Raw genomic sequence first — 21,871 nt, forward strand, 5'->3', positions numbered from 1 at the left:
GCAGGCAGAATGAGGGCATGGGAATACAGAAAAAAACTGCCAGACCATCATAATATCAGCAAAACCGCCTCGTCCCATAAACCAGCTGTGACAATGTGAGCTGTCTGCTACCCTGCCCATGTCCTCTGGCCCGCCATCCACCCAGGCTACTCAGGCCGGTCGCATCCACCAGCCTTCAACGGCCAGAGTCCTGGTTCAGTCCGAAGCCCATGGAGGCATCATGGCCTGACAACACCATCCCAACCGCACGATAGCTTCAGGCAGACATTGAAAGTGTACCGGCACTGTGCAGCGGCTGATGCAGCCATACCCTGAACCACAGGCCCAGGCATGCAGCATTGATGCGAAGATGATGAAGCCCTGCCATGCCTCTGCACGCCCCTCCTGAGGCCCGATATACCATGCCCATGCGGTGCCGTGCTGACGCAGCCACCGACATGCCCATGGTGTGCTGGCGCAGCCTCAGCCATGACCAGCAACTGAACGATGCTCTGCATCTGAAAAAGAATATGGGCACAATCAGCTTTCATGCACGGCTGCATTCCATGCTTATGTACAGGCCAGGCGCAATAATAGGCACAACTCCAAGCACGCAGCGGAGGCTTACTGTCTTCCCACTCTGCGGGCTGTTCATAATGGCACTTTGTAAAGCATACAGGATTACAATTCTTCAGTGCTGTGGCCTGGTAATAGAAAGATTGATTACGGGCGGGAGTGGAGTAATTGATGTCTGACTTACCGCCAGACTGAGGTAAAGGTGCATGGCCTTAAGGCCAGATGCTGCAGGCAGTGACTGCGATACTTGAAATGAAGAAAGACGGTCATAAGGCAAAGTCAGGTTATGGACTCTCACTTCCAGAAGACCAGACCAGTATGGGTTATTCGGCACGGATCAGCAGTGCTCTGCAAGACTATGCACAGCACAGCAGCGCTCATCACAGAGCCAGATTTGCCTGGGGACCTGGAGTAAGAATTGAGGTGAGCTCGGCAACTGCACTGGTCTATGGCAGCCAATACAGTATGTCCGGGGCTGATGAGCCCTGCTGAGAGTGACGGCACATCTGGATGACGCGATGGCCTGATGTTCAGGTGAAGATCTGACCGGCTGGATGACAGGACAGATAAAGAGCTGACTGGCCTTGTGACCGTATGACTGGCGGTGGGGAAAATGAATGAAGCTAACGGGAGACAGGAGCTGACAAAAGCTGACCGCAGGCGGAAGCTGACAGTATCCGACAGAATGTGGGGGCGACCTGAGGCGGAAGCTGACAGTATCCGAAAGGATGTGGGAGGTGACCTGAGGCTGGAGCTGACAGTATCCGAAAGGATGTGGGGGTGACCTGAGTCTGGAGCTGACAGTATCCGACAGAATGTGGAGGTGACCTGAGGCTGGAGCTGACAGAAGCTGACCGGACAGGAGCGTACGGGAGGCTGAGCCTGCTGGCGGTTAGTTTGTCCCGGTTGGCCTGTTTATTGGAGAGGTTTGTTTTGAGAAGCGACTGGTAGCGATGGACCAGAGCTGTTGAGATGGCCCATAAACGACTAAAGGGTCTGATAACTGAGATCAAACCCTTTAGATTAAAGCTCTATGCCGGGCAGTGCCTGACACAGACGCCAGCTTGCAATCAGTAAAGATTACTTCTTGTAGCGACGGGCCAGGTTGTCTAAACGCTCGTTGGCACGGGCGGCATCAGACTTAACAAAAGCAACGTCGTTAGCTAACTTGGACTGCTGGGTCTTTAAAGCGTCAACGTCGGCTGCAATAGCGTCAACCTTGGCGTTTAACTGGTCTAAAGAAGTGCTGTTGCAACCAGCTAATAAAGTAGCGCCTAAAGCAGCTGCACCTAAAACGGCAGTGAACTTGTTCATGTAAAATTCTCCGATACTGTTCAAACAGAAAACAGCTGACGCTGTTTGGGACCATTCTAATACAAAAGATCCATTATGGGCACATAATCCATGAATAAATACGTCCATGATCCTCAAACCTGACATCAAATTTGTCCATATGTACCAGGATACCGTCTAAAAGGACCCCTTTGTCAGTTTGAGCCTGCCACAGGCTGTGCCTGTATGGTGCACTGCACCATACTGCCTCAAATACTCATGGACTGCCTGAATCATCAGCGGTAGAGAGTGTCTACATACTTCTCAATTACAGGGCGCAGCGGAGTCTTTTCAAGGAACATGTCTCTGATGTACTGAGAACGGGCATTTAAGGTAACAGAGTTGATCAGCTCCAGAGAGGAGGTGTCATACATATCAACATTCAGGCCCACATTGCCCGGGCTTATCTGCGAATCCACCCAGAATACCGGACGGGAAATGGCGATGACATTGCAGTAGTTTTCACGGGCCTTTTCCTGCAGATCAACAGGCTTTACGTCCTCGGCATGAACGGCTTTCATGTCAACGGCGCCGTCGACATTGTACTGCTGCATGGTGGTAACCAGAATTTTGTGCATGAAGCGGCCAGAGTTCTTATAGCGGGTACCAGTATCGGTAATCATGTCACCGCCATTGAAGATACATACTCTGTCAGTTGAGGTCAGCAGATGGGTCTGCTTGTGCACATCAAGATTGTGATAAGGGACATTGGGAATGCTTGTGTTGTTATATCCTGTGCATGAAGCCAGGAACAGAACCGATGCACCCATTACAGAGAGCACAGCTTTACGGCCATTAATCTTCAATTAAATACTCCTAGATCACTTAATATTCCATAATTTGGGACCACAGGTCCTTACAGCAGATCTCTGCAGCAGGTCATGGCAACAGCATGGCCTTTAAGGTGTTTATCTGCTCAGCTGCCTCCGTCTTCCACACTCCAACGTGACGGAACTGATTCTTTTCGGCCCGGCTCATACAGACTAGATGCGTCACAGGCACATGACGGCTGGTCCACAGGTCATGGTCGTTCCTGCAGTCGCACCTGCCGCAGACTCAAAGATGCCGCCAGCACCTGGCAGCATCAGAGCTTATTTATCATAAGGACAGGCATGGGCAGCATCCTGACTGCCCCGGGATGCCCACGGCAGCCCCGGGATGGCCTCTCTTTAAGCCATTAGCCTGCCTGACGGCAAAAAGACATGGCAAACTCAGGCAGGCTGTTGAAAGTCTCAGCCTGAGGGAAATGCTTTAATTCGGTTTCTATATGCTCGCCTACCAGCACCAGACGTTTGACTCCGGCTGCCTGAGCAGCCTGAAGATCTGAGGCATGGTCACCCACCATTACTGAGTTTTCCATATCAAGGTCAAACTCTTTTCTGGCCCAAAGAAACATCTCCGGCTTAGGCTTGCGGCATGAGCAGTCACAGCGGAATTTGGCCACGGTAGCATTAGGATGGTGAGGACAGAAATAGACTCCGTCAAAGGCAGCGCCGACCATAGCAAGCTGCCCCTGCATGAACTCGGTTACAGTATCAAAATCGTCAACTGTATAAAGCCCACGGGCAATGCCCGACTGATTGGTTACCAGAATGGTCTTGTAACCTGCTTTCTTTATGGCAGCCAGAGCCTCGGCCACACCCGGGATAAACTCAAAACGCTCCAGGGTACCCACATAACCATGATCACGGTTAATCACGCCGTCGCGATCAAAAAAAACTGCCTTGTGCACTGCTAACCTCTGCTAATAATCACGCATTGAAAATCAGGAGCACAGCATACTCCCGATCCCTGGTATTGTATCAAATCACTCCTGACCAGAATTGCCCGGCAGCCGCCCCGGCAGCCGCTCCGGCCGAAAGTCAGGGCATGAAGTCCCAGTCACCGTCCATCCCTGCAGCACAGCGCACGCGGCGCTCTGCACCCCTGCGGAGCTGCAGCCAGGCGGCGGATGCAGCCACGCGGCTGTGCGCAGCATGCAGTCCGGCCATCAACAGGCATCAGCAAGATCAGGCGGCCCCTGCTGAGCGGGCAGCTGTCAGTACAGCTGACAGTGCATGAGCTGCTGACGGTAGATGTTGGCGCGGTTGCTGACCTTGCGGGCAGTCTGAATCAGCCATGGCTTGGACTTGTAGGTGCCGCGCTTGTAGCCGCCCCAGCCCTCGTGATAGTTGAGATACTGATTGTAGGCATCAGTAAGAGGGATATTGTTGGTCTTGCGGGTCTTGATCATGTACCAGGCAATGAAATCGAGTGAGTCACCAAAGTCATCGCGGTCTGAAAAGAATGAGCCGGCCTGGTCAACATAGTCGTTCCAGACCTCATCCTGAGCCTGGGCATAGCCATAAGAGGAGCTGCCACGACCATAAGGAATGAAAAGGAACCAGCGCATAGGAGGACGGGCATCATCAACAAAGCCTGACTCCTGGTACATGATGGCCATGGCCACATTGACAGGCACGCCATACTTCTTATGTACCTTGTGAGCTTCGGTATACCAGCTGTCCTTTTCCTGGAAGATGGAGCAGATATTGTCGGGATTGGCAGGAGGTGAGGTAGAGCAGCCACTCATTACCAGAGCGCCTGCCAAGGCCATGGCAGCAGCCAGAGCCTTAATACTCGCTTTCTTAATCTCAATTGCTCTCATCAAAGAATTCCTTTCTCTCGTTTCTCGATACTCCAGCCCCGGCTACCAGAGATTGAGTAGCCAGACAGGGCCAAATCAGGCCCTCAATGCAATCTCTCTATTATAACTTTTTCCCCGTAATCTTCAGTGCGCAACAGCCACCATTGACTGTAAAAATCCCCTTCTGCGCCACCCTCAAGATACACCAGCCAGGATGCCCGCAAAGCCGCCCCACAGGCCAACATCCCAGCCGGGCAATCATCCCACATCCCAGCCCGGCACTCGCCACACATCCCAGCCTGGCAATCAGCCCACATCCCGGCCAGGCAGTCCCCCAATTTCCCTGACTGGCAATCATCCCGGACTGAAGCTCAACTCATAGCTGACCGAAGCTGCAAGCATACTGAACGCAGCCGGTACTTAAGTCTCAAAAACTGCATAGCTCTTGCCGGCTTCCGGGCCAGCTCCCGGGCTGGTCCCATGGACGGCCTCCAGGTAAGCCCACGCTCTGCTCAGTGAGGCCTGTACATGGCCATAGTACTCGAGCAGGTCATTGCCGTTGAGCTGCCCCAGGCCGTGGAGCTGACCCTGGCCGTGGAGCAGGCAAGCCGGGCGTAAAGAACTGCAACTCCGGCAGGCCACAGCCATGAAAAAAGGCCCATCAGTTAAGCACGGCGCGCTGCACGTGCCAGTGTGGCTGATGGGCCTTTTTTTAAAGCGGACAGCAGGGTGCTGTTAGATAGCGTCTTCGCCTTCTTCACCAGTACGGATACGAATAACGCGCTCGACGGAGGATACGAAGATCTTACCGTCGCCAATCTTGCCGGTGTGTGCGCCCTTGGTAATGGCTTCAATGCACTTGTCTACATCTTCATCCTTAACCACCAGCTCAATCTTGGCCTTAGGCAGGAAGTCAACAACATATTCGGCGCCACGGTAAAGTTCGGTATGGCCCTTCTGACGACCAAATCCCTTTACTTCTGAAACGGTCATGCCTGAGATTCCGTTGGCACTTAAGGCCTCACGAACATCATCGAGTTTAAAAGGCTTAATAATAGCAACAATTTTCTTCATAACTGTTTTACGCCGCTTCCCCGTATCCAGAGAGAAAGCGCGCCTCCATTACCTGAGCACCCTGAAGTGCAAAAATTCAACACAGTGACCGTTTCCGGCCCTAAAACTCAACCAGAACAGGATTCAGACCATTGCTGATGACACAGGGCCATCTGCGCGCCTGAGCGCGGCCTGCTGAACACTCCACACCTTAAGCATTCATAATTAATGGCTCATCCCGATCCGGCTGTGATGCGTGTCTGTCCGTCTGACAGCAGCTGCAAGGCAGCTGCAGGTTCATCCTGTACCGCAGGGTACAGGCGGTATCAGCCTGAGTAACGGAAGCTACGCGCAGGAGCAGACCACAACTGTCTGACATCCTGTCGGGTCCAGAAATAACTTTTCAGATCCGTCTTTGAGCAGCTCACCACAGGGGCTGGCTCACAGAAGACGAGCACAGGTTCTGAACCTCTGCAGGAAACGGGTCCTGTAATGAGCACATTAACTGTCAGGGACAGATGCCGCCATGGGCACAAGGAAAACTGGAGTTTATGCCTCCAGAATCCGGCTATATATACGTCAGTACGGTCACAAACTTAAGTCAGAAAAACCATATCTTTATGGATTTTGCACTATTTTAGTGCCCATATGCATATAAGCCCATATAAGACTGTTGTCTGATGCTCAGGGGAGCCACATTTCCCTTGCTGGCAGCACTCTCCTAAAGTCATCACGAGAGTCCTGCTGCCCTGACCATACTTTAAGCGAAATCCGGGATACGCGCATGTCGTATCTGTGTTTTGCCCCCTATCCGGGCACAAAACACCGTTTTGAGCGTTTTCTCAGAGATCTTGCACTGTCACGACGCAGCATAGTTTATACGCTTTTGCCTGAAAACGCCTGACAATTTCCCGACGTCGACAATTAAAATCGCCCTGTTCCGGGCCCTTTATAAAGCCAATAAATGCGATATACAGGCCATTTTCAACAGGTGGCACAGGAGTTGCTCAATCTAGGGAAAATCACAAAATTCCCCAATTTGGGGAACACCTTATTTGTTTTAGTTAGTTGAGCCGATTTTCGATAAGTGGAGTATTAGTACGATGGAAAATAGTCACTCTGTATTCGCTGCAAACAAGACTTTAAACATTGTCATGTTATGGCTGTTCTGCGTTACCGCCTTACTGCTTGTTCTTCCGTTAGAGTCCGTATCTCAGGAGCTGGCCGACCAGGTTGCTGCCAACAAGACCTACCTCTACTTAGCTTTAATCGTTGAGCTGTCCAATTTCATCAGCCAGGCCATCATTGCCCTGATGGGTTCCTGGTTAAACAGCCGCGGCGTAAAGAAAGAGCAGAATGCCATGAAGACCACTGTTGAGGGTCTGGACTTTGCCGAGCGCGCCTTACTGCGTGAGTTCGTTCTCCAGCGCAAGTCTGTACTTTACCTGCCAGAGGCTGAGCCTACTGTACGTTCCCTGACCGACTCCGGTATCTTAAACGTAGTAGGTGACCCTGACGAGAGCACCAGCCGTGTTCCTATGATCATCACCAAGCAGGCCCGTCCATTCATCACCTACCGTGCTATTGGTTTAACCCGCAGCAAGATGAACGACGAGATGCTCGAGCAGATCATGAATGCCCGTCCAGATTTCGCCCGTGAGAAGAAGGTAATGCCACGCGCCTATCGCGGTATCAAGGCTGCCTGATAAGCACCTGACTCACTAACTGAAAAGAAGACGTGTCCCCGGACACGTCTTTTTTCATTTGTGCTCCCCAAAATCAGCCCCCACTAACCCATCCAGCCCAGCCAAATCAGCACCAGCCACCCCATCCAGCCAGCACCACAGCTCCCTCACCCTGCAGGCAAGCAAGACCGGCACTGCCAGCACGGCCATGACCATGGCTCCATTCTCAGTATCCGCCATGGGACTGCACAGTCAGATATAAGCCTCATAATCGGCTTTGCCATTGAGCATAGCCATTGAGCATCCCATCCAGGCAAACGAGGCATCACCAGTCCAGGTATAACCAGTCCTGGCACTCTCTGCCCCTGAAAGACAACAAAGAGCCGATCTCAGCTGACCTCATGGACCATCAGGAAATCCCCTGCTGACTGCTGCCCCCAACTGGATCAAATCACCTTAAAAGCTCCACGGCAGCGCTGCAGCGCGTGCTGACGCAGCATTAGCAAAGCCCATTGTGACTTGCATAAACTGCAGCTCAACATACAGCAAGCGCGCATGCTCATAGCCATAGCGGCGCTCTGTGAGTGCCCTGTGAGTGCTCAATTCAGCCAATGTGCAACTCTGCCTGGCAGTAGCTGCCATCATTTACAGGCATACTTGAGCTCAACCTGCCATTACAGGCCTTGTTTTTAGCAGCGCCATTTTTCAGACAGGGCGTCAAAATTAGACAGCCAGGCCGTTCATACCTGGCTGTACCCATTAATTGGTAATAGAAAAAACCGTTTCCAGGACAATATTAATCGCCCAAGTCCATATTCTGACACCTGGCAATACCTGGCAAGATTACCGCAGGGAATCCATCCTCACGACCATCCAGACTCACACAGCATCCATGCTGACAGGGCATCCCGCCTTACACCGCATCCATGCTGACAGGGCATCCTGCCTCACAGCGCATCAAGCATCACAGCATGCGCAAATCTCCAGATGCAAAAAAGCCCTCCACACTGGCAAGGTGTGGAGGGCTTTTTCTTTCAGGACATTAATCCTCAGAGGTATGGTCCTGCATCATGCGATCAGGGATCAGCTCCTGTTGCCTTGAGCATCTGAGACGTCATTTATGCCTGGTGCCGGATCCATGAGGTCATCATAGAGCTCGCCAGCTGGAGTGTCTTTGACGTCAGAGCAGTCTTCCTCAGGCTCATCTTCTGCCTGCGCAGCAGCCGCTGCGGCAGCAGCGTCAGCGGCTGCGGCAGCACCGGCTGTCCCAGGGGCAGCTGCAGCTGCTGCAGCCTCAGTACCTGTTGATGATGCTGCACTGTGACGTGGGAGGATATTGTCACCAGGCTTTGGACCACGGTACTCAAGCAGGCTTGATGACTGCTTGACGCGCAGCATTGCTACGTGAATGACGCAAGGGACAGTAACACGCCATGCCGGACCGCCAAACTCGATAATAGAGTTGAGAGCTGATACCAGCCAGTCCATTGGCTTTTCAAGGCTGGTAAGCATTCTGTTAACGGAGTTTCCTACAATATTGCCAAGGACAGAGACCAGTTCGGTTACTCCCATGATGCGGGAGATGGCGCCTGATACCAGGCCGGCGAGGAACAGTCTTGCCTTTGGAGAGAGCAGACGGAAATCTCCGCTTTCCAGAGCACTCACTACTATGGCATTTTCCTGGGACGCGTTCTGGTTCTGATACTGACCAATCTCAGCTACCAGCATATTGCGCTGTTCTTCATCCATCTGACCGTACATGTCCTTGAGCACATGAGCCAGCAGACGGCGCTCAAGAGCGAAGATATTGTCCTGCTCTTCAAAGCTGATTTTCAGATGCTCCAGCACATCGCACACTACGGTACGGTAGTCAGGGCCTTTACCACGGCGCAGCATGTTAGCTACTGTATGGCCGCCGAAATTGCGGATTTCTGCACTTATGACATGAGCATAACGGGTATGGTCAGGATAAAAGCGCACAAAACTGTCATCAGTAGTCAGATTTTCGGTACGGGAGGCTGCCTTGATAAACTGCACCAGAGCTGCAAGGTCTTCATTGCTTGCTGCCTGTAAAACAGTGTCCAGATCAGCATCGAAGGTGTAATGGATGCCCATTTTACTGTCTCCTCCTGGTCCCAAAGGACACCTTAAGGTTTAGGCCATACATACCATATTGTATCTAACTTAGCATGACTTACTTAGCTCTGACTCATGACTGTGAACAATATATTTTTCATTGTTGAGCAGCAATCGCAAAACCAGGCGTTGACTGACAAACAAGGCCCCCTATTTACCAGGATGACCGCAGTGACAAAGGTCTCATGGATTTATGGGAGCGTGTGAAGCGGGATCAATTAACAGGAAACAGAATATAGAGAAAGAGATGACACAGATGGCGCAAGACCATTGGCCTGAAGATCTTGCTACATGATTGGACATTATTTTTTGTGTAACAGATATTTAAATATTTTTATCAAATATTTCATGCCCATGTCGCTCACACCCCATAAAGACTCACACAAAACGCCTTATATAAGGTATTGACAATATTTATATATGACATGAAAACCATCATTTGTAATATCTATGATTACTGTGTAAAGGCATAGAATGACTACCAAAATACATTTTTTCGCGTAAAAGTGGCGACAGTCTGTTGAATTACGTTTACATAAGCGATCTGGATGAAGGCGTAATAATCACCTCATAGCTTCATCATCAGAACAGTTTTGTTAAGCAAATTCAGGAGTCCACCATGGCTGTTTATGTAAATACCAATGTGTCCAGTTTGAATGGTCGCCGCTATCTCAATAATGTGCAGAACCAGCTGACTACTACCTACCAGAGACTCTCTTCAGGTCTGAGAATTAATTCTGCCAAGGACGACGCAGCCGGCCTGCAGATCTCCAGCCGTTTAACTACCCAGATTAATGGTTTAAATCAGGGCAACCGCAACAGCTCTGATGGTATCGCCCTGGCTCAGACCATTGAAGGCGCCATGGACGAAATGACCGGCATGCTGCAGAAGATCCGCACTCTGGCAGTACAGTCTTCCAACGGCACCAATACAGCCGAAGACCGCAAGGCCCTGGACACAGAAGTAACTGCTCTGGTAGCCGAAATTGACCGTATCGCCTCTCAGACCAAGTTCGGTGGCAAGACCATTCTGGACGGCGCAGACAAAGGCGTAAACTCTATCTACATGAATGATAAGGGCAGTGTTGGTCAGCTCGTACTTCAGGTAGGTGCAAACAAGGGTGACACCATCTCCTTTGACGTTTCCAACATGAAGTTCACCAAAGCCATGGAGTGGGCTGGTCTTAAGGACGCTAAGATTGGCAATGACTTATTCTGGAATAAGGATAAGGGTCTGCTCCTTTCTACTGCTTCCGGTGCTGCTGCCACCATTGCTGCCATGGATAAGATCATTGGTGCTGTAGATGCTCAGAGAGCTGGACTAGGTGCTATCCAGAACAGGCTGGAATCTTCCATACGCAACCAGGCAAACGTTTCTGCCAACCAGGCCGATGCACGCAGCCGTATTCGTGACGCTGACTTCGCTGAAGAGTCTGCCAACCTGAGCCAGCAGTCCATCATCCAGCAGGCTGCCACCTCCATGCTGATGCAGGCTAATACCCGTCCACAGCTGGGTCTGTCCCTGTTAGGCTAATCGATATTTACCATACTGCTATTAGCTTTCAACCTGTAATCAGGTGAAAGCAGAAGCTCCCTGATCCAGGCGATCAGGGAGCTTTTTCCTTTTTATCTGTGGAAACAGCCACTACCAGGCACACATCCCCTCAGCAAGAAATGAATGCGCACATACATTTGGTAAGAATATAATCGTAACTTAAATTCGATATATAACTGGTTGTTTATATTTATATTCGATACATTATAGATGCCGTTAATGTATCTATATTTTTGTGTAAATACTTTATAAGACTCCCAAAATACATTTCAGGGCGTAAAAATAACAACAATCTTTTGTATTTCGTTTACATAAGCAATCTGGATGAAGGCGTAATAATCACCTCATAGCTTCATCATCAGAACAGTTTTGTTAAGCAAATTCAGGAGTCTGCCATGGCTGTTTATGTAAATACCAATGTGTCCAGTTTGAATGGTCGCCGCTATCTCAATAATGTGCAGAATCAGCTGACTACTACCTACCAACGCCTCTCTTCAGGTCTGAGAATTAATTCTGCCAAGGACGACGCAGCCGGCCTGCAGATCTCCAGCCGTTTAACTACCCAGATTAATGGTTTAAATCAGGGCAACCGCAACAGCTCTGATGGTATCGCCCTGGCTCAGACCATTGAAGGCGCCATGGACGAAATGACCGGTATGCTGCAGAAGATCCGTACCCTCGCTGTACAGGCTTCCAACGGTACCAATACCACCGAGGACCGCAAGGCCCTGGACACAGAAGTAACTGCCCTGGTAGCCGAAATTGACCGTATCGCCTCTCAGACCAAGTTCGGTGGCAAGACCATTCTGGATGGCGCAGACAAGGGCGCAAACTCTATCTACATGAATGATAACAAGAGCATTGGTCAGCTTGTTCTTCAGGTAGGCGCAAACAAAGGTGATACCATCTCCTTTGATGTTTCCAACATGAAGTTCTCCATGGCAATGGAATGGGCCGGTATTAAAAATGGTCAACTTGATGGTAAAACTTTCTGGGATAAAACCAAGGGTCTGCACATGTCTACTGCATCAGGTGCCGCCCTTACCATCGCTGCCATGGATAAGATCATTGGTGCCGTTGATGCTCAGAGAGCTGGACTAGGTGCTATCCAGAACAGGCTGGAATCTTCCATTCGCAACCAGGCAAACGTTTCTGCCAACCAGGCCGATGCCCGCAGCCGTATTCGTGACGCCGACTTCGCTGAAGAGTCTGCCAACCTGAGCCAGCAGTCCATCATCCAGCAGGCTGCCACCTCCATGCTGATGCAGGCTAATACCCGTCCACAGCTGGGTCTGTCCCTGTTAGGCTAATAAATACCATTGCCTGTCAGGGATGACTCCCTGAAAGCATAAGCCTCCTGGCATACCGACAGGGGCTTCCTGTTTATCAGTGCCTGGGATGAAACATATTCCAGGCAAGGCTCTTTCCCCATTAAGAAAAAAGCCCGCTGCATGGTTAGTGCAGCGGGCTTTTTTATCCGTGATGGTCAGCCTTTGGGTTTGTGGGGGAGCTGGCCCTTGATGGATTAGTAGCTGATGGAGCTCATGGTGGAGAGCTTCTTGCGGTTGTGCCAGGCCTCGATGAAGCGCTGGGTACCGGTGCGGCCACGGGTGGTCATGGAGGAGGTAACAGCGTATTCACCACGGTAGTCAACGCCGCGCAGCAGGTCGCCCTCGGAAATACCGGTAGCAGCAAAGTAGCAGGCATCGGTGGTAATGAGATCATCTACGCTGCGGATAGTCTTGAGGCAGATACCGTCGGCTTCGATAGAGGCCTGCTCCTCAAGGGACAGAGGGTTGAGCTGGGTGAGCATCTGGGCACCAGTACCCTTAATGGCACAGGCAGTAATTACGGCCTCCGGGGTGCCGCCAATACCCATGAGCATATCGATGCGATGACGTGGGTCAGCAGCCATTAATGCGCCGGCTACGTCACCATCGCTGAAAAGGTGGACGCGGGCACCGGCAAGACGCAGATCCTGAATCAGACCGGTGTGACGTGGCTTGTCCAGTACGAATACGTTAATCTCGTGAGCAGGCTTGCCAAGAGCCTTGGCTACGTTCTGTACATTGTCCTTAACTGGAGCGTCGAGGTCGACCACGTTGGCAGCCTCCTTGCCTACCACAATCTTCTTGCAGTAGAAGGAGTGACCAGGGTTGAACATACCACCCTTGGCAACAGCACCAATTACGGAAATGGCGTTTGGACGGCCAAAGGCAATAGCATTGGTACCCTCGATTGGATCTACAGCGATATCAAGCTCAGGGCCGTCGCCAAAACCTACGCTCTCGCCGTTGTAGAGCATAGGAGCGTTGTCCTTCTCGCCCTCACCGATGATTACGGTGCCACGGATATGTACTGACTGGAAAGCAATACGCATGGCTGCTACAGCTGCACCATCGGCTTCTTCCTTGTCACCACGTCCATAATGACGGGCAGCAGCAAGGGCACCAGCCTCAGTTACACGTACTAAATCCAATGCCAGATTCTTGTCAGCCAGATGTGGGATATCAACCATAACAACCTCTTGAAAAAACTACTTGTCCCGCCATGGGTCTGCAAAACACAGCATACTGATATGGGCTGTGCAGACTGCGAAAACGGGAGTGCAGGAAAGTTTCCTGCCATGGGGCCATGCTCGTGATGTCAGTGTGCTTTTTCAGAAAAACAAGGCACAGAGCACGCCAGTGCGCATAAGGATAGTACAGCATTGTGCTGACGGAGCGCTGGCACAGCCAAAACAAATTCTAATGGCTCATAACATAGCCACTAATCAAATATTAGACCGTGAGCAATATAACAAAACTGAATCATGCATCTGCCTGATTTTGTCAAAAACTGCGTCACTGGCTGTTTTACCTGCATAGCAGAGCTTAAAGGCACTGATAAAAAGCACCAGGCCCTGCTCAGGCGGGGGCATTCTATCACACAGAGGCAACAGCGGTGCACTTTGTGCTTTTGCACACAACGCACTGCTGTTAACACTGCTGCTATTAGCGCTGCCGTCCAGGTCAGTGCCATGGCAGGCCGTAGAGGCGGACGACAGATTCTCAGTAGCGCGGCTGCAAGCTGACTGCAGCGGCTGGCTCAATGGCAGACATTGGCTGACGCCGAGCCAGGCGGTCAATGGGCTGCCAGCAGCTGAGCGTTGTGAGCGGCGCTGATTCTGGATAAAAAAAGCCGCAGGGGAAACCCTGCGGCCTTTTTCAGTCAGCAAAGCTGACTGGAGCATTCATTACCTGAGGTAACAATTACTCGATGATGCTGCCTACAACACCGGCGCCTACGGTACGGCCACCCTCACGGATAGCGAAGCGCTCACCAGCGGCCATGGCTACTGGGTGGATTAAGGTAACGGTCATCTTGGTGTTGTCACCTGGCATAACCATCTCTACACCCTCGCCCAGGTCGATAGAACCGGTGATGTCGGTGGTGCGGAAGAAGAACTGTGGACGGTAGCCCTTGAAGAATGGGGTGTGACGGCCGCCCTCATCCTTGGACAGAACGTATACTTCACCGTCGAACTTGGTGTGTGGGGTGATGGAACCTGGAGCAGCCAGAACCTGACCACGCTCTACGTCCTCACGCTTGGTGCCACGTAATAAAACACCAACGTTGTCGCCAGCCTGACCCTGGTCTAACAGCTTGCGGAACATTTCAACACCGGTAACAACGGTCTTGGTGGTCTCACGGATACCAACGATTTCAACTTCGTCAGATACACGAACGATACCACGCTCTACACGACCGGTAACTACAGTACCACGACCGGAGATGGAGAATACGTCTTCGATTGGTAATAAGAATGGGTGATCGATGTCACGCTTTGGCTCTGGGATGTAGGTGTCTAAAGCATTAGCAAGCTCAAGGATCTTGGCAACCCACTGCTCTTCACCGTTTAAGGCGCCTAAAGCGGAACCACGGATAACTGGGGTGTCGTCGCCTGGGAACTTGTACTCGGAGAGCAGCTCACGAACGTCCATCTCAACCAGGTCGAGTAACTCTTCGTCGTCAACCATGTCGCACTTGTTTAAGAATACGACGATGTATGGAACGCCTACCTGACGAGCTAACAGGATGTGCTCACGGGTCTGTGGCATTGGGCCGTCGGTAGCGGCACAAACTAAGATAGCGCCGTCCATCTGAGCAGCACCGGTAATCATGTTCTTAACGTAGTCGGCGTGGCCTGGGCAGTCTACGTGAGCGTAGTGACGGAGCTCGGTGTCGTACTCAACGTGAGAGGAGTTAATGGTAATACCACGGGCCTTCTCTTCTGGAGCGTTATCGATCTGGTCGAAAGCTCTTACTTCACCACCGAACTTCTCAGCGAGAACCTTGGTTAAAGCAGCGGTTAAAGTGGTCTTGCCGTGGTCAACGTGACCGATGGTGCCTACGTTTACGTGTGGCTTGGAACGGACAAACTTCTCTTTTGCCATTTTGATCTACCTATAAAGTGGGTACCTGGTACCCTTACTCATTTTGAATTCTTGACAGGGAGCCCTGTAACAGCTGTGAACACAGCGGCCTGTGGCCGGTTTGCGAACTCAGCTCACTTCAGGCGTATCCCTCAAATTTAACAGATTATATCGCAGTATGGCCTTAAAAGTCCGATTTTTGCCCGGCACGGACAAATACGGTCTCAAATTATGTGAAAAGTCAGGGACAGCATTTACTGCCCCCAACTTTTGGATCAGGGCCATGGCCCAGGCCGACCGGATATTTCCTCCGGTCTGCGCAATCTGATTTTATGCTGTCAGGTTCCGATTACTTGGTCTGACGGGCAGCGATAACAGCGTCGGCGATGTTCTTAGGAGCCTCAGCGTAGTGACCGAACTCCATTACATAGGAGGCACGGCCCTGAGTCTGAGAACGTAAGTCAGTAGCGTAGCCGAACATCTCTGCCAGAGGAACCATGGCGCGTACAATCTTGCCGGTAGGGCCGTCTTCCATGCCTTCTACCATGCCACGACGACGGTTTAAGTCGCCGATAACGTCACCCATGTACTCCTCAGGAGTGTCAACCTCAACCTTCATTAAAGGCTCTAATAAGGCTGGGGTAGCCTTCATAAAGCCAGCCTTGAATGCCATGGAAGCGGCAATCTTGAAGGCCATTTCAGAGGAGTCAACTTCGTGGTAGGAACCGTCGTATACAGTAACCTTAACGTCAACGACTGGGTAGCCAGCCAGAACACCGTTGGCGATCTGCTCCTGAACACCCTTGTCAACGGCTGGGATGTATTCCTTAGGAATAACACCACCAACAACCTCGTTGGCGAACTCGTAGCCCTTGCCAGCCTCGAGAGGCTCGATACGTAACCAGCAGTGACCGAACTGACCACGACCACCGGACTGACGTACGAACTTGCCTTCCTGCTCGACCTTGCCACGGATGGTTTCACGGTAGGCAACCTGAGGCTTACCTACGTTGCACTCAACCTTGAACTCACGACGCATACGGTCAACGATGATGTCCAGGTGTAACTCACCCATACCGGAAATAATGGTCTGGCCGGATTCCTCGTCGGTGTGTACCTTGAAGGATGGATCTTCCTGGGCAAGACGGTTTAAGGCTAAAGCCATCTTTTCCTGGTCAGACTTGGTCTTAGGCTCTACAGCTACGGAAATAACAGGATCCGGGAACTCCATACGCTCCAGGATGATAGGAGCGGACTCGGCGCACAGGGTATCACCAGTGGTGGTCTCCTTTAAGCCGATAGCGGCAACGATGTCACCAGATAAGATTTCCTTGATTTCCTGACGGTTGTTAGCGTGCATCTGAACCAGACGGCCGAAACGCTCACGCTTGCTCTTTACGGAGTTGAGCACGGTGTCGCCAGAGTTGGCTACACCGGAGTAGCAACGTAAGAAGGTCAGGTTACCAACGAATGGGTCGGTGGCAATCTTGAAGGCCAGAGCGGAGAATGGAGCCTTGTCGTCGGTCTTACGCTCGTCTTCCTTACCGTCTGGGGTCTCACCCTTAACAGGTGGAACGTCGGCTGGGGAAGGCAGGTACATTACAACAGCGTCGAGCATTGCCTGAACACCCTTGTTCTTAAAGGCAGAGCCGCAGCACATTGGAATGATTTCGTTGCGTAAGGTACGGGCACGTAAGCCGGAAATGATTTCTTCCTCAGTGAGCTCCTCACCGCCGAAGAACTTGTCCATTAAGGCCTCATCAGCTTCAGCTGCAGCCTCAACGAGCTTGGCACGCCACTCTTCAACTTCTTCAACCATGTCAGCTGGAACGTCCTTGTACTCGAAGGACAGGCCCTGATCAGCCTCGTTCCAGTCAATGGCCTTACGCTTTAATAAGTCAACAACACCAACGAAGGAGTCTTCCTTGCCGATTGGGAGCTGAAGTGGAACAGGGGTACCCTTTAAGCGGGTCTTGATCTGCTCAACAACGCGTAAGAAGTTGGCACCGGTACGGTCCATCTTGTTAACAAAAGCAAGACGTGGTACGCGGTACTTGTTGGCCTGACGCCATACGGTCTCAGACTGTGGCTGTACACCGCCTACGGCGCAGTAAACCATTACAGCACCGTCGAGAACACGCATGGAACGCTCTACTTCGATGGTAAAGTCTACGTGTCCTGGGGTATCAATGATGTTGAAACGGTACTGCTTGTCAAACTGACCAGCCATACCCTTCCAGAAACAGGTGGTAGCTGCAGAGGTAATGGTAATACCACGCTCCTGCTCCTGCTCCATCCAGTCCATGGTGGCAGCACCGTCGTGAACCTCACCTAACTTGTGGCTCTTACCGGTGTAGAACAGAATACGCTCAGTAGTGGTGGTCTTACCAGCGTCAATGTGGGCACTGATACCGATGTTACGGTATAAGTTAATAGCTGTAGTACGTGCCATTTATTATGAAAACCTCTTGTCTTACCAGCGGAAGTGAGCAAAAGCCTTGTTGGCTTCAGCCATACGGTGAACGTCTTCACGCTTCTTAACAGCAGAACCCTTGTTCTCGGAGGCGTCCATCATCTCACCGGCTAAACGTAAAGCCATGGTCTTCTCGTGACGCTTGCGGGCGGCTTCTACTAACCAGCGCATGGCTAAGGCGTTACCACGGGCTGGACGAACTTCTACTGGAACCTGGTAGGTAGCACCACCAACACGGCGGGACTTAACCTCAACAGCTGGACGAATGTGGTCAAGGGCTTCCTCGAACAGGGCGAGGTGTTCCTTGCCACTCTTCTCAGAAATGGTGTCTAATGCGCCGTAAACAATGCTTTCGGCAATAGACTTCTTACCGTCTAACATAACAACGTTGATGAACTTGGCAAGAAGCTCAGAACCGAACTTTGGATCAGGCAGAATCTTACGCTGACCTACAACACGACGTCTTGGCATTTATAAATTCCTCGTTTCTTCAGGGTTATCCAAAACAAAAAAGAAAGTTTTTAACGAATTTCCACTGCCCGTGCTCATGCATCAGAGCAGGGAACAGTTCACCAGGAAAGCTCTGTTCTCAGTGAACTTTCGTTGGCTTCGTTTGGCCTTACTAGGCGGGGAGTCGATTAAGCCTTAGGCTTCTTGACACCATACTTAGAGCGGCGCTGCTTTCTGTCCTTAACACCGGCACAGTCAAGACGACCGCGCAGCACGTGGTAACGAACACCTGGTAAGTCGCGAACACGACCACCACGGATCATTACTACGGAGTGCTCCTGAAGGTTGTGGCCCTCGCCACCGATGTAAGAGGTAACTTCGTAACCGTTGGTTAAACGCACACGGCAAACCTTACGCATAGCTGAGTTAGGCTTCTTAGGCTTGGTGGCGTATACACGAGTACATACACCACGCTTCTGTGGGCAGGCTTCCAAAGCTGGAACTTTGTTCTTTGGAACTGACTTCACACGTGGCTTGCGTACTAACTGATTGATAGTAGCCATTAAATAAAATCTCCTGTTAGTCTCTGAGATATCAGCTCAAAGACAGACTTTACTGTATTCCTGTCGCCCTGTTCCCAGGAAAATCCCAGGTTCTTAAAGGGGGCAAAACAAGATCCACGTATTCTAATACTCCACAAAAACCAGATCAAGTGCACAAAACAAAAATTTTGTTGCACAAAGATCCCCATGAAAAAGCCATTTTTACTGGCTGAACACCTGCTTAAATTCAGCTGTTCATCCGGGTGTCAATCCCATGCTCTTACCCCATGAGATGAAATTCTGCCCATCGCCCGCGCAGTCGAAATACCGCTCAATACGTGCACTGTAAGGCCGCTGACAGTAATCCATTACAGCCCCATCCACGCATTCCTGTCTGTAAGACAGACCTGAAAAGACGTCGTATTCCAGCTCCGTTAAGAAGTGAAAACGATAAATGTACAAATTAACCTTTTCTTATTAGCCCGCTGTTAGCAAAACATTAAGGCAAGGTTCACCCCTGGCATACCCTCCGGCTTCCAGCCGCCCCTGTGGATCACAGCTCCCACTCTCACTGCTCCAGCACCTTCACCTGCCTCCGGCAGTGACCACCATCCTCTTACTACTATTGATGCTTTGCAGCAGCAGCAGCCGATTTACTCTGCTGATGCCGCCGCTGTGTCCTGCTAATGCCGATCTTGCTGTTGCCATTAATGCCGGTACGCTGATTACAACAACCAAGGCAGATCACAGCATAGTATCCCCTACCTTGCTCTACTCAGATGACATGCATACAGTCAGGCGCCTTAGCCCAGCTATGGCAATATGACGACGGTATTAACCCAGCTATGTTCGCCAGATGGAGGTCTTAGCCCAGCTGTGGCTGTCTCTATTCTGGCAGCTGCCGTGGACCTGCAGTGGCAGTCTCCATTCTGTCATATGCCGTGGGCCTGCTGAGGCAGTCTTTCAGCTGCCGAGGGTACGCTGCAACAGTCAGTCAGCGGCCATTGGGCAGGTATAACAGTGTGAGTGGCAGCATGAAACCTTGCTTTCGTGAGCAGAGGCAGTAGTAGGTAAACAGGCTGGGGGTTCTGGGTAGGTGTCTTATGAGGGCCGTCATTTGATTGCTGAGGCCCCCTTAAGCCCTGCATCATGTTGATTAGTATTCTGTTGAATGGATTTGTGACAGGACTGCAGCCTGTTCTTTCTCTTTATATAGTAAGTAGAGTATGTCGCCCTTTTGCAGTAGTGAATCTCTGCAACATATGTGATCCATATGCCAATGCCCGGCGATAGTCCGTGCCTGCAGTTACAGCCCTGATATAATCAGATCAGGGCTGCCCGAGCGTTCCAGCCTTAACCGGGTCAGACAGCAGATTAACAGTCAGGCTTCTGCCCAGGGCTTAACATTAAGATCCGGAACTACGCCATGCTGCATCTTGTCTTTAATATCAAAGCTCTGAATAAGGTCAAGAAAACCATAACCTCATTTGATCAGGTTGTTCTTTTCTTTGAGGGTCGCAGCTTCCTGCTTGACAGCGAACGTTACCTCAGTGACTACCTCAATAACAGTGATATCACTCCTGCCAATACCGATGCCTGCAATGCCATGATTGCTGACATAGGCAAGCCAATCAGCTCTACTGAGCTTAAAAACCACCTCAACGAGGCAAGCTCAATCAAGAGCACATACTGACTCCCTATTACACTCCCCATTCTCCTCAGATTCCAGCTTCCGCCACGGCCTGCAACAAAACCACCAGGCCAGTGCCCCCTTCTTTTCACCTGTCTATCGCTGACCGCATGTTCTCAACTTCAGTCTCATCCCTGACTGCAGGCGCTACGTCCTCGTCTTCTCTTCATTTCCCATATTCCGGCATTGCTGTAGTGCTGCTGTTATAAGGCTGCTGCTATAAGGCAGCTCCCCAGGTATCTCTGCCACTGTCAGTTGTCCCATGCCGGAAGGTCCTTTCACAATCACCTTCTGTGCAGGTGCCGGGCATAATATCTGTCACACGCCATTGCTCTGCTATCTTGCAGCGCCTGTCAGCTATGGCGCAACAGAGCACAACTCAATTACCCTTTCTGACCGCTCATACCTTTATACATATGCATGAAACTGAAGTGAGAAATTGGGCATGCCTCCATGCTCCAGCAGCCATTACCACTCTTACTCAGTATGGCATCGCCATGTTCAGCGCAGCTGTGCCGGCTTTCTGGAGGCAAATGTCTGGAGGCAGTCTGGCCTCGTGGAGGCTCTCTGGAATGGGGCTCCCTGGAGGCGGCTTTCTGGAGGTAGCCTGTCCTCGTGGCGGCTCTCTGGAAAGAGGCTCCCTGGAGGCGGCTTTCTGGAGGCAGTCTGTTCTGGCGGAGCATGAGGAGTATGGGAAGCTTTTATACGTGCAGGACCCCGGGGAGCTGCAGGCTGAAATTCTGGCAGCGGACGGTACTGTACCTGTCATGACCTGAAGCTTTGCCCTGCATGCCACATGGTTATGGTATGAGCATATTGTTGTATGCCACATGGTTATGGTTACGGTATGAGCAAAGTGCTGTCTGCCCTATTCACATTTGCTGGTGTGGGTCATATGCATTTTTACCTGACAGACACTTTTGCTATCAGTCAGGAAACTATCCCCATAAATACGGTGTAAATAATTTTGTAAAGCACGTCTTAATACGGTCTGGGAGCTATGTGTGGGCGGTTAACTGCTTCATGGCTCTGGTTAGCCAGAGCTGAAAAGGTGTCAGTAAAATTGGCGGTCTGTTTAAGGAGCTGGCAGATTTGGCAGGGTTCAGTAAATGAAATCAGTGCCCGGGTGGATGAATGGGTGGATGAATGGGTGCATGTTGCGGGGCTTGAGCTGTTTTTTTTTGCTGAAATCTCGCGTTTAGCCGGATTTTTCCGGGTTTTTGGGGCATTTTTGCCAACGTTTGCACTGATTTGAGATCAGCTGCGCTTGTTGCTGTAGTACTTGAGTTTCAGAGGACTTTATAAACTGGCTGTGTGAGGTTAGTGGCGCGGGGTGGGGTTTGGCAGTTTTTTGATGAT

At 51.1% G+C, this 21,871-nt stretch carries 16 protein-coding genes; 5 read left to right on the forward strand and 11 right to left on the reverse strand.

Annotated elements, in window-relative coordinates; all coding sequences use genetic code 11:
* Window positions 1-1,635 precede the first annotated feature (1,635 nt).
* The 5 genes from MXE39_RS07685 to MXE39_RS07705 form a co-directional block, all read right to left on the reverse strand.
* Window positions 1,636-1,869, reverse strand: coding sequence for an LPP leucine zipper domain-containing protein (locus MXE39_RS07685; RefSeq protein WP_246914325.1), 234 nt, complete (start codon window positions 1,867-1,869; stop codon window positions 1,636-1,638).
* Window positions 1,870-2,123: 254 nt separating this feature from the next.
* Window positions 2,124-2,693, reverse strand: a complete 570-nt coding sequence (locus MXE39_RS07690) for a hypothetical protein (RefSeq protein WP_246978803.1) — start codon at window positions 2,691-2,693, stop codon at window positions 2,124-2,126.
* Between the two features lie 371 nt (window positions 2,694-3,064).
* Window positions 3,065-3,619 carry a D-glycero-beta-D-manno-heptose 1,7-bisphosphate 7-phosphatase gene (gene gmhB, locus MXE39_RS07695; protein WP_246978804.1) on the reverse strand — a complete coding sequence of 185 codons (555 nt, stop codon included), beginning with the start codon at window positions 3,617-3,619 and terminating at the stop codon, window positions 3,065-3,067.
* A 306-nt stretch (window positions 3,620-3,925) separates the two neighbouring features.
* Window positions 3,926-4,534: a transglycosylase SLT domain-containing protein gene (locus MXE39_RS07700; protein WP_246978805.1), complete on the reverse strand. Its 609-nt coding sequence runs from the start codon at window positions 4,532-4,534 to the stop codon at window positions 3,926-3,928.
* A 714-nt stretch (window positions 4,535-5,248) separates the two neighbouring features.
* Complete coding sequence (locus MXE39_RS07705) at window positions 5,249-5,587, reverse strand: P-II family nitrogen regulator (protein ID WP_246978806.1); 339 nt, start codon at window positions 5,585-5,587, stop codon at window positions 5,249-5,251.
* 1,082 nt (window positions 5,588-6,669) lie between these two features.
* On the opposite strand from MXE39_RS07705, the gene MXE39_RS07710 reads away from it, so the two are divergent.
* Entirely contained in the window at window positions 6,670-7,272 is a 603-nt protein-coding gene (locus MXE39_RS07710) for a super-infection exclusion protein B (RefSeq protein WP_246978807.1), read from the forward strand.
* 1,062 nt (window positions 7,273-8,334) lie between these two features.
* Here MXE39_RS07710 and MXE39_RS07715 read toward each other — a convergent pair.
* Window positions 8,335-9,366 carry a ubiquinol-cytochrome C chaperone family protein gene (locus tag MXE39_RS07715; RefSeq protein ID WP_246978808.1) on the reverse strand — a complete coding sequence of 344 codons (1,032 nt, stop codon included), beginning with the start codon at window positions 9,364-9,366 and terminating at the stop codon, window positions 8,335-8,337.
* A gap of 640 nt (window positions 9,367-10,006) precedes the next feature.
* Between MXE39_RS07715 and MXE39_RS07720 the strand changes: the two genes are divergently transcribed.
* Complete coding sequence (locus MXE39_RS07720) at window positions 10,007-10,921, forward strand: flagellin (RefSeq protein WP_246978809.1); 915 nt, start codon at window positions 10,007-10,009, stop codon at window positions 10,919-10,921.
* Window positions 10,922-11,337: 416 nt separating this feature from the next.
* Complete coding sequence (locus MXE39_RS07725) at window positions 11,338-12,252, forward strand: flagellin (RefSeq protein ID WP_246978810.1); 915 nt, start codon at window positions 11,338-11,340, stop codon at window positions 12,250-12,252.
* A gap of 215 nt (window positions 12,253-12,467) precedes the next feature.
* On the opposite strand, the gene glpX is transcribed toward MXE39_RS07725, so the two are convergent.
* From glpX to rpsL, 5 genes are all read right to left on the reverse strand, one after another.
* Entirely contained in the window at window positions 12,468-13,460 is a 993-nt protein-coding gene (gene glpX, locus MXE39_RS07730) for a class II fructose-bisphosphatase (protein WP_246978811.1), read from the reverse strand.
* A 733-nt stretch (window positions 13,461-14,193) separates the two neighbouring features.
* The gene (gene tuf, locus MXE39_RS07735) at window positions 14,194-15,378 is read right to left on the reverse strand and encodes an elongation factor Tu (RefSeq protein ID WP_247073915.1); all 1,185 of its coding nucleotides are present in this window, start codon (window positions 15,376-15,378) and stop codon (window positions 14,194-14,196) included.
* Window positions 15,379-15,706: 328 nt separating this feature from the next.
* On the reverse strand, window positions 15,707-17,809 hold the full coding sequence (gene fusA / locus MXE39_RS07740; RefSeq protein WP_246978976.1) for an elongation factor G: 2,103 nt from the start codon (window positions 17,807-17,809) through the stop codon (window positions 15,707-15,709).
* Window positions 17,810-17,830: 21 nt separating this feature from the next.
* Window positions 17,831-18,301: a 30S ribosomal protein S7 gene (rpsG, locus tag MXE39_RS07745; RefSeq protein WP_246913508.1), complete on the reverse strand. Its 471-nt coding sequence runs from the start codon at window positions 18,299-18,301 to the stop codon at window positions 17,831-17,833.
* 167 nt (window positions 18,302-18,468) lie between these two features.
* Window positions 18,469-18,843 carry a 30S ribosomal protein S12 gene (gene rpsL, locus MXE39_RS07750; protein WP_246913506.1) on the reverse strand — a complete coding sequence of 125 codons (375 nt, stop codon included), beginning with the start codon at window positions 18,841-18,843 and terminating at the stop codon, window positions 18,469-18,471.
* A gap of 1,405 nt (window positions 18,844-20,248) precedes the next feature.
* Here rpsL and MXE39_RS07755 point away from each other — a divergent pair.
* Window positions 20,249-20,515, forward strand: a complete 267-nt coding sequence (locus MXE39_RS07755) for a hypothetical protein (RefSeq protein WP_246978975.1) — start codon at window positions 20,249-20,251, stop codon at window positions 20,513-20,515.
* A 1,048-nt stretch (window positions 20,516-21,563) separates the two neighbouring features.
* Window positions 21,564-21,767 carry a hypothetical protein gene (locus MXE39_RS07760; RefSeq protein ID WP_247073917.1) on the forward strand — a complete coding sequence of 68 codons (204 nt, stop codon included), beginning with the start codon at window positions 21,564-21,566 and terminating at the stop codon, window positions 21,765-21,767.
* Window positions 21,768-21,871: the final 104 nt, after the last annotated feature.

The organism is Anaerobiospirillum sp. NML120511 (genome assembly GCF_023050955.1).
Taxonomy (GTDB): domain Bacteria; phylum Pseudomonadota; class Gammaproteobacteria; order Enterobacterales; family Succinivibrionaceae; genus Anaerobiospirillum.